Origin of the sequence: Oceanobacillus halophilus, from assembly GCF_003628505.1 — a bacterium.
Taxonomy (GTDB): Bacteria; Bacillota; Bacilli; order Bacillales; family Amphibacillaceae; genus Oceanobacillus; species Oceanobacillus halophilus.
Map to the genome: position 1 here is coordinate 1 of NZ_RBZP01000036.1, position 10,127 is coordinate 10,127.

Annotated in this window: 6 protein-coding genes, 17 tRNA genes and 1 pseudogene; all 24 read right to left on the reverse strand. The window is 37.9% G+C overall.

Going from position 1 to position 10,127, the window contains the following annotated elements; translation table 11 throughout:
• Window positions 1-24 precede the first annotated feature (24 nt).
• The 24 genes and pseudogenes from D8M06_RS19255 to D8M06_RS20235 all read right to left on the reverse strand — a co-directional run bounded on the left by D8M06_RS19255 (window position 25) and on the right by D8M06_RS20235 (window position 9,771).
• Window positions 25-98 (reverse strand) — tRNA-Ile (locus D8M06_RS19255).
• Window positions 99-109: 11 nt separating this feature from the next.
• Window positions 110-183: transfer RNA gene (locus tag D8M06_RS19260), tRNA-Gly, on the reverse strand.
• 37 nt (window positions 184-220) lie between these two features.
• Window positions 221-294 (reverse strand) — tRNA-Ile (locus D8M06_RS19265).
• Window positions 295-304: 10 nt separating this feature from the next.
• Window positions 305-381: transfer RNA gene (locus tag D8M06_RS19270), tRNA-Met, on the reverse strand.
• A gap of 17 nt (window positions 382-398) precedes the next feature.
• Window positions 399-471 (reverse strand) — tRNA-Ala (locus tag D8M06_RS19275).
• A gap of 19 nt (window positions 472-490) precedes the next feature.
• Window positions 491-567: transfer RNA gene (locus D8M06_RS19280), tRNA-Pro, on the reverse strand.
• A 7-nt stretch (window positions 568-574) separates the two neighbouring features.
• Window positions 575-649, reverse strand: a tRNA-Gln gene (locus D8M06_RS19285).
• Window positions 650-660: 11 nt separating this feature from the next.
• Window positions 661-736, reverse strand: a tRNA-His gene (locus D8M06_RS19290).
• Window positions 737-749: 13 nt separating this feature from the next.
• Window positions 750-823 (reverse strand) — tRNA-Trp (locus D8M06_RS19295).
• A 15-nt stretch (window positions 824-838) separates the two neighbouring features.
• Window positions 839-911: transfer RNA gene (locus tag D8M06_RS19300), tRNA-Phe, on the reverse strand.
• 178 nt (window positions 912-1,089) lie between these two features.
• Window positions 1,090-1,182 (reverse strand) — tRNA-Ser (locus tag D8M06_RS19305).
• 14 nt (window positions 1,183-1,196) lie between these two features.
• A tRNA-Asp gene (locus tag D8M06_RS19310) sits at window positions 1,197-1,273 on the reverse strand.
• Window positions 1,274-1,282: 9 nt separating this feature from the next.
• Window positions 1,283-1,359: transfer RNA gene (locus D8M06_RS19315), tRNA-Met, on the reverse strand.
• 180 nt (window positions 1,360-1,539) lie between these two features.
• Window positions 1,540-1,612 (reverse strand) — tRNA-Val (locus D8M06_RS19320).
• Window positions 1,613-1,621: 9 nt separating this feature from the next.
• Window positions 1,622-1,696, reverse strand: a tRNA-Glu gene (locus tag D8M06_RS19325).
• Window positions 1,697-1,705: 9 nt separating this feature from the next.
• Window positions 1,706-1,796: transfer RNA gene (locus tag D8M06_RS19330), tRNA-Ser, on the reverse strand.
• 4 nt (window positions 1,797-1,800) lie between these two features.
• Window positions 1,801-1,875, reverse strand: a tRNA-Asn gene (locus tag D8M06_RS19335).
• Between the two features lie 1,115 nt (window positions 1,876-2,990).
• Window positions 2,991-3,928, reverse strand: a pseudogene (locus tag D8M06_RS19345) (immunoglobulin-like domain-containing protein).
• 75 nt (window positions 3,929-4,003) lie between these two features.
• Window positions 4,004-4,864: an ABC transporter ATP-binding protein gene (locus D8M06_RS19350; protein ID WP_158591836.1), complete on the reverse strand. Its 861-nt coding sequence runs from the start codon at window positions 4,862-4,864 to the stop codon at window positions 4,004-4,006.
• A 2-nt stretch (window positions 4,865-4,866) separates the two neighbouring features.
• On the reverse strand, window positions 4,867-5,265 hold the full coding sequence (locus D8M06_RS19355) for a GntR family transcriptional regulator (protein ID WP_121206205.1): 399 nt from the start codon (window positions 5,263-5,265) through the stop codon (window positions 4,867-4,869).
• Between the two features lie 15 nt (window positions 5,266-5,280).
• The gene (locus D8M06_RS19360) at window positions 5,281-6,030 is read right to left on the reverse strand and encodes a hypothetical protein (RefSeq protein WP_121206206.1); all 750 of its coding nucleotides are present in this window, start codon (window positions 6,028-6,030) and stop codon (window positions 5,281-5,283) included.
• 25 nt (window positions 6,031-6,055) lie between these two features.
• Window positions 6,056-6,556 (reverse strand): small multi-drug export protein, encoded by a 501-nt coding sequence (locus D8M06_RS19365; protein ID WP_121206207.1) that lies wholly within the window; start codon window positions 6,554-6,556, stop codon window positions 6,056-6,058.
• Between the two features lie 169 nt (window positions 6,557-6,725).
• On the reverse strand, window positions 6,726-9,470 hold the full coding sequence (locus D8M06_RS19370; protein WP_121206208.1) for a GTPase domain-containing protein: 2,745 nt from the start codon (window positions 9,468-9,470) through the stop codon (window positions 6,726-6,728).
• Window positions 9,471-9,642: 172 nt separating this feature from the next.
• Entirely contained in the window at window positions 9,643-9,771 is a 129-nt protein-coding gene (locus D8M06_RS20235) for a putative holin-like toxin (RefSeq protein ID WP_241559008.1), read from the reverse strand.
• Window positions 9,772-10,127: the final 356 nt, after the last annotated feature.

Sequence of the window (10,127 nt, forward strand, 5' to 3'; positions counted from 1 at the left end):
AAAGTCAATATTTTTTTGAATGGATGGGCCTGAGTGGACTCGAACCACCGACCTCACGCTTATCAGGCGTGCGCTCTAACCAGCTGAGCTACAGGCCCAAAAGTAAAAATGGAGCGGGTGAAGGGAATCGAACCCTCGTCATCAGCTTGGAAGGCTGAGGTTTTACCATTAAACTACACCCGCAATAAAACCAAATCAATTATTCTATTAAAATAATAAATGGACCCTGCAGGACTCGAACCTGCGACCGATCGGTTATGAGCCGATAGCTCTAACCAACTGAGCTAAGGGTCCGCAATTAGCATGGTAGCGGCGGAGGGGATCGAACCCCCGACCTCACGGGTATGAACCGTACGCTCTCGCCAGCTGAGCTACACCGCCATGATAAAATATTCAAATGGAGCCTAGCGGGATCGAACCGCTGACCTCCTGCGTGCAAAGCAGGCGCTCTCCCAGCTGAGCTAAGGCCCCGTAATGTTTATGGAATCAATGGTCGGGAAGACAGGATTCGAACCTGCGACCCCATGGTCCCAAACCATGTGCTCTACCAAGCTGAGCTACTTCCCGAGATATATGGCTGGGCCACCAGGATTCGAACCTGGGGTACACGGGATCAAAACCCGATGCCTTACCGCTTGGCTATGGCCCAATATTTCATTATGGGGCGACCGGTGGGAATCGAACCCACGAGTGCCGGAGCCACAATCCGGTGCGTTAACCCCTTCGCCACGACCGCCATAAACTTCAAATGGCAGGGGTAGTAGGAATCGAACCCACATTGACGGTTTTGGAGACCGTAGTTTTGCCGTTAAACTATACCCCTATCATTCTACAAGAGTGGCTCGGGACGGAATCGAACCGCCGACACAAGGATTTTCAGTCCTCTGCTCTACCGACTGAGCTACCAAGCCATGTGTGTTTTTTTTCATTATTCTCTATTCTTATTAAGAATCTCTGCATCTCATAATTTGCTCGATAACAATAAAAATCAAATACCTATCGTTAAGTCATATACAAAAAACAAGCTATTAACTGTTTAATCGAATGGTCACGCTACCAAGCAGATACGTCCTACAGTAAAAAGTTAAATGGAGGAGGTAGAGGGATTCGAACCCCCGCGCGGTTTGACCCGCCTGTCGGTTTTCAAGACCGATCCCTTCAGCCAGACTTGGGTATACCTCCGAAAATGAATATAATGGCGGTCCGGACGGGACTCGAACCCGCGACCTCCTGCGTGACAGGCAGGCATTCTAACCAACTGAACTACCGGACCAATAATTAATGGTTGCGGGGGCAGGATTTGAACCTACGACCTTCGGGTTATGAGCCCGACGAGCTACCAGACTGCTCCACCCCGCGATGTGTGTAAATGTATTAATTTTCATCCCAATTATTTTATGGGAAATTATAAGACTTTAACCTCTGCATCTACTAGCAAATTCAGAGATGTCAGATGCTTCGAGGTTACTCGCGGCTTATTCGGTAGAAGTAACGCTCGTTGCTCCACCCCGCGATAGGAATAATTAGATTGTATAATGATGGAGGATACAGGGCTCGAACCTGTGACCCCCTGCTTGTAAGGCAGGTGCTCTCCCAGCTGAGCTAATCCTCCATATTATATTGGTGACCCGTACGGGATTCGAACCCGTGTTACCGCCGTGAAAGGGCGGTGTCTTAACCGCTTGACCAACGGGCCTTTATAAAATGGCGGAGAAGGAGGGATTTGAACCCTCGCGTCGCTTACACGACCTACACCCTTAGCAGGGGCGCCTCTTCAGCCACTTGAGTACTTCTCCACAATGGCTCCACAGGTAGGATTCGAACCTACGACCGATCGGTTAACAGCCGATTGCTCTACCACTGAGCTACTGTGGAATAAAAGTTATTTACTTCGACATTTTTCAGTCGGAATATCAATATAGCATATAACTTAGTAGATAGTCAAATCTTTTTTTGAAGTTATGTAATGAGTTAATTTTGTTTACCAGTTATTTTGTTAGCAGCAAGATATATGATAAAACGACATTACAATATTGTCAATATATTTTACGAAAAAAATTAGAAATTAATTTCATCCCTTGATCCAAAGGAATTAAAAACATGTTCACCATTCATGAAACTGCTGTCAAAAAAACATTTTTATTTTCAGGCTGTTTTCTAAAAAGATTGGGACTGTAGTTACTTCTCTCACCAAAAGTTGTAGCTTTTGAATGTTTATGTCGCAATTTATATAGAGTCCTGATATATTTAATTAAGAATAGTTATCTCTCGCTTACACTAATGAATGTTTTCTGCTGGCATTCGCTCCGGCAGAATACTCCGCTATGTTATAAGCTCTTGATTGCTTTAAAGCAATAGACCATAACGTCAAGTTTGAGGTAGTTGTTTCTTGTTTAAACAGAATCTTCGAAGTTAAATACAAGAAGAGCAGGAACTTAGCGTAGGAAACACACGGAGACTCCTTGAAAAAAGAAGACCACTTTTTTCTGCGTGCGAAGTAACCCTCCCGAAGCGTTCCTTGTCCTGCGGGAAGAAGAGTATCGATGAGACTACGTAGTGAGGGAACTACATGAATAATCTTCCTTGTTCCCTTGCGCCAAGAAAGCCCGCTTCGAAGCATTACTGGAAGACGCAGGCGCACACGCTTTTCAGCACGAAGGAGGCTGATCAGCTCCCCGCGGAAAGCGGAGTGTATTTCCGTAGCGGTGTTAACAAATCGCTCCATTAGTTATTTATTCTTAATTAAATATATCAGGAGTTTCTATCAATTCCGACATAGTTAGAAAGTAACAAAACCTAAGAAAAGAACTTTATAAGATCTTTTGTTGACTTTTCTTTGATTGTACAAACAATCTCAACTTATATCAGACTTTCCATTAACTCCGAGTAAAAAAACAAAAAGGATGAAATAGTTAGACACTCCCAAATGCATAGCCACACTAAACTTACTTTGCTATCCTCTAATGCAGCTAAAATATAGCTATATAAAATTACTCCACTAAAAACTCAGCCGCCATAATAACAGATAAATCAAACCCATCCGTATGAAGTTCTTTAATGATTCGATATTCTCCACTATTTAAGTGGCTAATATCAAATACTTCTTCATATTCTTCGCCTATACCAACGTATATCGCTATTTCTATAAATGCAAGGTCAAGTGGAACTTTCCGCCAGATTCCATTTACTTTTTTTCTAGGGAATAATGTTTTCCAAGTTGAAGTATAGTAGGTCCATCATTTTTTATTTTTAATGTCGCTTCAGAGTCGGTTGATTGATAGGTCTCCTTATTTGTATTAATTTCCACGTTCATTTCTTCTGATGGTACATAAATGAGCGAAATCAACGTATCCTCTACTTCCCCATGTTCGTCAATAATCTCGGCACTCAAAATATAAAAAACATTCTCTTGTTCAGGTAATTTAGCTGAGTAAATTCGCTCTTCACCTTTTATAGCTCCTAATGATTTGGTTTCTTCTATAATTAATTCCATCTTTTCTAACTCTGAATTTCTTTGAGTCAATTGTATATGGATTTCTTTATTTATCGTTGTTCCGTTTCCCTCGTGAGATATCAGGTCAATAAATATCGGACTTCCTGTTTTTTGGGTACCAGATGTAATCCCGTATCCTAAATGGCCCTGCCCATCATGTAAAAACCAATTGCCAGTAGGAGTTTGGTACTCCGTGTACTCTGATAATTTGTGTGCATTTGTGGACTTGCCTGGAGACAAAAAATTCGTACCATACAGATCCTGCTCCTCCCCAATTTTATTTGGCAGCTCACCAAGTCCTTCCCCCCACTCTTCTTCAGCGGGAATATTTTCATTTTTAACATTTGATCCGCATCCACTAATCATAAGAAAAAGAAATAAGGAAATTATTGATATAAAGATTGTTTTCCATGTCAATAGAATCACTCCTCTCATTACTTTAGACGTAAGCAAGCGCTTTTGGTTACATAAAAAAAACGAAACCCTTATCGATTCCGTTTTCTTAAATTACTATTCTATTAAATACTCCAGTACTTCTTCCAGCGATAACCTCTGTGTATGATTTATTGTAATCTCTTCTTTTTTCAGGAACTCTTCTACCGATTGAATATTATTTGTAACTATTTGTGGCGGCGTTAATGATGTATTTATAATAGAAATGTGATTCTTAATAGTTTCCGGGATACGAGAGACCCACACCCTTGACCAATTTTCATAAATATCATCTTTATTTAAAGTATCACTTATTTTTCCGTGTCTTAGTACATAAATAGAATCACAAAGTTGGTTTAATTCCTCGGTATTGTGGGTTGCTAGAACAATTGCTTTATCACCATCATCCATATACTTCATTAAATCCTCTTTAATTTTTCTCTGGGAAACTATATCAACTCCTGCAGTGGGTTCGTCTAATAACAGTAACCAAGAATCAGGACAAAGAGAGAAAATAAATTCTACTTTCTTTTTCGTTCCCTTTGAACATTTTCCGTATTTTTCTTTTTTATTTATTTCATATCGTTTAGCTAAATACTCAAATCGATCCTTATTCCAGCTTGGGTACCAATAATAGATTAGTGAAGCCAACTCCTCTATAGTCAAATATTCATATACGTCCAACAATTCTCCGACATATCCAATATTTTGTTTAATTTCTGTTTCATTCGTATGAAGATCTTTACCAAAGAATTCAATTCGGCCTTTATCCTCTTGAATCACTCTCATTAATACTCGAAAAAATGTACTTTTCCCCGAACCATTAGCACCAACTAAGCCAACTATCATTCCTGCTTCAACTTTAAAATCAATTGGACCAAGGGAATAATTCTCATACTCTTTGGTTAGTCCTTCCACTTCCAACAGTAATGTGTTCATATTCATCCCCCATTATTATCAGAGTTTCGCATAAGTACTTCTACAAATATCCTGTTCATATCCTCATTTGTGCAACCAACTTGTCTTCCTTGTTCAACTGCTTTTTCAAACGCGTTATATACTACTTTTTGTTTGGTCTCTTCACGTGCATTTTCTTCGATTTCTTTGACGAAGGTCCCTTTTCCTTGGAAAGTCTTAATATATCCGCTTGCTTCTAAATTCTGATATGCTCTTCGCGTTGTTATCACACTGCAAGCTAATTCACTTGCCAGAGTTCTTATCGAAGGGAGGGGAGTTCCTGGCGGTAATTGACCAGCAACGATTAATGTTTTTAACTGTGTTTCAATTTGATGGTAAATCGGCTCTCTACTTTCTTCAGATATATGAATCGGTAGTTTCATTTGACCCCCTCCAATCTATAAGTAATCTCTTTTAGCCAAACGATTTGTCAGTAATCTATTCCATAGGTATGTGCTTGAAATTCCAATGATCATTGAGGCAATTGCTAAAAGTATTCCATTTTCTTTCGCAAAGTAAAGGATAATCTCAACGATGCCACTTTCTACATAAGAGTATACGATTATAATAATAGCAATGAATATTGCAATCGAAATAAATGGTGTTAAATGCAATACTTTTCCACTTGTACCATACTCAATATACGGTATCATTCCACCTACCGCCAAAGCATAACCGAACCAAATGGCAATAAACGATACAAATTCAAGGAAGGACATTAATTCAAGAAAACGCATTGGAAAAGTAACTAGAATCAAATAAATCACACCATAAAAAATGAAAGATAAAATGCTTAATGTCATCAACATAACAATCGTTCGACTAGCTGATAGCACCTTCACTGGTATCGGCAAGGAACGAAGCAAAGCCATTCGTTTCGTGAACGTATCATCCTTAATTGTTTGAAAACTCAAGTATGGTTTTGACATATAGATTGCTGCAAATGACGGTGTTATTCCAATAAATATTAAATCGAGAAGTAGTCGATTATAAGGGGTATCCCTATTGATAAACACCTTTTCAGCGGATATATCAAGGAGAAATGCTGTAGCTATACCAAGAATTAATGTGAATAATATCGTTGCAGTAAATCCTAACCATTGGAATTTAAACTCTTTTTTTGCTAACCAGAAAGCCTGTTCCAACATTCATCTCACCTCAATCTTTTGATTCTTAATCAGATATTGCTTCTTTGTTGAAATAATTTACCATTCCTCGTTCCTCTAACCCTAAGAAATCAATTCCAAAATACAATAGTATCGTAAACGTTACACTCCATATAACAATGCTGCCAGTCATCCAATATAATGTCTTCTTTTTCGTCCCGCCTAGAGTTATACTCATAAACGCTGTTAGATGACTGCCAACGAACATCGGACCTATCATCGCAAGACCTGGTAGTCCGTACTTTTTCCATAACCTCTGCGCTCTTACGGTTCGCTTACTTTCAGGTTTCTCCTCTTTATTAGCTTTACGCTTCCTTCTCCAAGCCTTAATTTTATTAATAAAAACAATCACAACTAAAACAGTAAGCACATTGCCCAAAAGCCCAAGAATTATCACAGGTGCAGCAGGTAATCCCGTTAGAACCGCTAATGGAATCACTGCATATGCCTCAAAAAATGGCACTGCAGCCAACACAAAAACAACAATATAAGCGAATAGTAAATCCATTTCTTTTCCTCCTAAGTGTTAAGGTGTATATATCAATATAAACACTATAACACCTTTCCTCAAAAAATCAATAGTTAAATTATCCTAAAAGGTGCCTGGCACTCCCCGGATTTTGTCGAATGTTATCTACACACAAGAAAAAGGAAGATGCTAAGCATCTTCCTTTTTCTTATCGATATTCCGGTTCCCGCTTCCCTGCAGTTCTCATCCATTGGTATTGACGGACTTTCACTTCAAATAAGGTTAATGGATCTTGATAATATTCAGGATTTGCTCGTTTATCATCAAGAGCTGTTTGATTATCCCTTATTTTTTCATGTGTTTCTTCTAAGGTCTGATTTAGCACTTCAACTGGACCCGTGAAAAACATATTAATATCTCTTTCCAATGAGTTCCCAAAATACTCAAACTGCTGCAGGAATTGTTCCGTAATTGATTCAACGATTTTACTATAATCTTTGCTCTCAATAAACTGCTTATATTTTTCCTGGAGCAATCCTTTATTTTTTCCAAATGTACCAAACAGTTTTCCTGCACCTTTTAATAAATATTGAGAGGATGCTGTGCGCTTAAATATCTGCACGTTGTTTAGCTGAATACTTCCTCTTGTCATTCTTTTCATGTCTCTACGCCAGTCATCAAGTACTTTAAAATCACAATTTAATGCTAGTTTTTCTACACCATAGAGCTGATTAAAACTGTCGCTCATTTCTTGTAAATATTCTTGGCTTTCATGGAATTTTCTATCACTAGTAGACAGCCATTCCTGTACAGAACGAAGAAAGTTTGGTAGGGCTTTTTCTTCAATATACTTCTTCATCCTTCGATTCATCTCTTCATTAATAGTTATATGAATTTTCTCAATGTCACTATCTTCCTTAATAAGTTCTGAACAATTTCGGAGCATCTCAGGGATTTTTATCGTCAAATTCTGTCTTAATTCATCTATAATCTCACTATAGGATTGTTTAATAACTACTGCGTTTTCCTCTTCTAAATCACTTAATTGATGAAGTGCTCCTTCAAACTTATCAACCATTTCCTTATTCCATAGGATTTGTTCTTCCAGGGAATTTTCTAATTCTAACCTTTTTTCAAGTAGAAGCTGTGTCGAACTCTTTGCATAATGCAAGACTTTCGCTTTACGTTCTTCCTCCATATCATATCCATCTCTTAACAACTCAAGGAAAGAGGACAACTCTTTTAATTGTCTGCTTTTATCATCAAAAGCAGAGAATGTAAGAACTTTGGCATTTGGAAAATACGTATGAATCCAAGATGTAATCTTATTTACCTTTTCCATTGCAGTTTCAGTATGCCTTCCACCACTGCACTCGTTTAGTAAAAAGTGGATTGGTATCTCCGGCGCACGTTCACGCATTTTAACTGCCATATCTAACTCTTTAAATGTGGGAAGGGTATCAGCATTTAATACAAATAATAATGCATCAGCTAAATGCAAATAGCGAAATACATCTTTTCTTGAGTTTCTTTGATTTGTAAATCCTGGTGTGTCAATGACAGCCAGTCGGTTTTCCTGTAAAAAGTCAACAGGCGTTTTGCAATGGATTAATGTTTGCGTAAGTTTTGTACTTTGGATAAAGTCTTCCATATCTGTAATATTTCTAACCTCATCGTCCGTCATCACTTGTATTTCTGCTTCATCCGCATCTTTAAATACCACCGTTGTCGAAGCCGATTGGTCCACCAAATCTTCATTTAGTATGGTATTAACAAACTCCGATTTCCCACTAGATGCAGGTCCTGTAACTAGTAAGTGGAAATCATCCTTATCCAGCAGGCTTTGAACCATCCATTCAAAACGTTTTCCTAAACTGACTTTATTATTTTGAGCCCATTTCTTAATCGATTCAAAGACTTCTAACACTTCTTCCATCTTAACAAGCTGCTGAACAGAATCGTTTAAAATACTTTCAGCTTCACCAACAACATCCACCTCCAGGCTAGTTGGAAATAAATCATTCCATGCCATTACAGCAGAAGCGGATACAACATTATCTGACGGTGTAGATAACTTTAACCAGTTTGATAAATGTCGCGGCATCAGAAGAGTCAAATCTTTTAATAAATAGTTACCATTTATTAATTCCATGTAAGTCTTTTGATAACAATTAGAAAGATCCTCCCAAATCGTAACGCGACTTAAACCTAAATCTATTAAAAGCTGATTTATCTCTTTTAACCAAGTGAAATATTGCTCCGTATGCCTATAACTTTCCCAAAGAGCTAGAACTAGACGCTCAAAACGGGATTGGTTGATATGATATAAAGTCGTTAAGAGATCACGAAATGACGATGGAACTAATTCTACTGTATGTCCCTGTTCTACATATCCCTGTAAAATCCCAAACCATGTTAACGATTCTGTGCGAATGGACTCATGAAACGCAAGATCCACTGCATTCACAAAATCCCCGTTTTCTTCAAAAAAATCTCTTGCTATATTGGTTACATTTGGATAATCTGGGTTTGTATCAACAGCCTTTTGGATAATATCTGATGCAAGGTCAAGGTTTTCTCTTCGTATGTATAACGAAAAAAGCTGTAAGAGTACTTCGATTTTCAAAATAGCTGATTCAGTTTCTACTCCCTTATAATAGTCTTCTGCGATTGCTAGAAGATCAAGCTGAAAATACGAATCTGCTATGTTTTTCTGTGCCCATGGCTTAAGTTCATTGGATATATTCTCCCATTTAAAAATAGCAGATTCATAATCACTATTTAGATAATAGACTTCCCCTTGTGCAAACCGAATGTAAGATAAATCATTCACTTCCTTCTGCTGTTCAGCCATAAACATCTCGCCGAGAGCTTTTATTGGTTCCACATTTCGGGTTCCTTCTATAAATGTTTTATAATATGATTTATGAATAAATTGTTCTTCTGATGTCATCTTCATCCCCCACATACAAATTTACTTCGCTGTATCGATGTTAAGTATATATTTTTTATTTAATTACTACCTAATTAATATATTCAATTTTATAACAGAAAGTCCTATAAATATTATTCGGAGTTTCTTTCAAAATTTTGATGGTAGTTATGAAAAGAAAATAGACGTAGAATTATTTATTACGATCTGATAGTACGGCAACGACAAATGACCCGAATGTAATCATTAACACAAGCGATTCAAATACAGACATAAATGTCACCCCCTTTTCAAGTAGGAGTACGACATAGGTGCTTTCCATAATTGTCTTCCACTACAAGCGACTGTTTTCCTTAGGGGCAGATACTACAATTGAAGATTTTCATTTCAGCATAATGTTTTTGATAAATTATATAGAAAAGAATTATATTTAACGATATGTATAGAACGGCTTGTACTATGACACTCATGCATAAAAAAACAGCTCCACCTTTGAAGAGAGCTGTTTACACGAGTTTCCATATGGCTATTTTCGTATGTATTGTTGCTTTTTAAATGGTACAGTTGATAGAAACTCCAAATAAATTTAATTAAGAATACTGCTTAGTCTTCGCTACGGAAATACACTACGCTTTCCGCGGGGAGCTGGTGAGCCTCCTTCGTGCTGACGCACAAAGC

Bases quoted from the DNA above. Each gene is read 5' to 3' on its own strand.
- D8M06_RS19350 (WP_158591836.1), bottom strand. From the start codon at position 4,864: ATGAACACATTACTGTTGGAAGTGGAAGGACTAACCAAAGAGTATGAG.
- D8M06_RS19355 (WP_121206205.1), bottom strand. From the start codon at position 5,265: ATGAAACTACCGATTCATATATCTGAAGAAAGTAGAGAGCCGATTTAC.
- D8M06_RS19360 (WP_121206206.1), bottom strand. From the start codon at position 6,030: ATGTTGGAACAGGCTTTCTGGTTAGCAAAAAAAGAGTTTAAATTCCAA.
- D8M06_RS19365 (WP_121206207.1), bottom strand. From the start codon at position 6,556: ATGGATTTACTATTCGCTTATATTGTTGTTTTTGTGTTGGCTGCAGTG.
- D8M06_RS19370 (WP_121206208.1), bottom strand. From the start codon at position 9,470: ATGACATCAGAAGAACAATTTATTCATAAATCATATTATAAAACATTT.
- D8M06_RS20235 (WP_241559008.1), bottom strand. From the start codon at position 9,771: ATGGAAAGCACCTATGTCGTACTCCTACTTGAAAAGGGGGTGACATTT.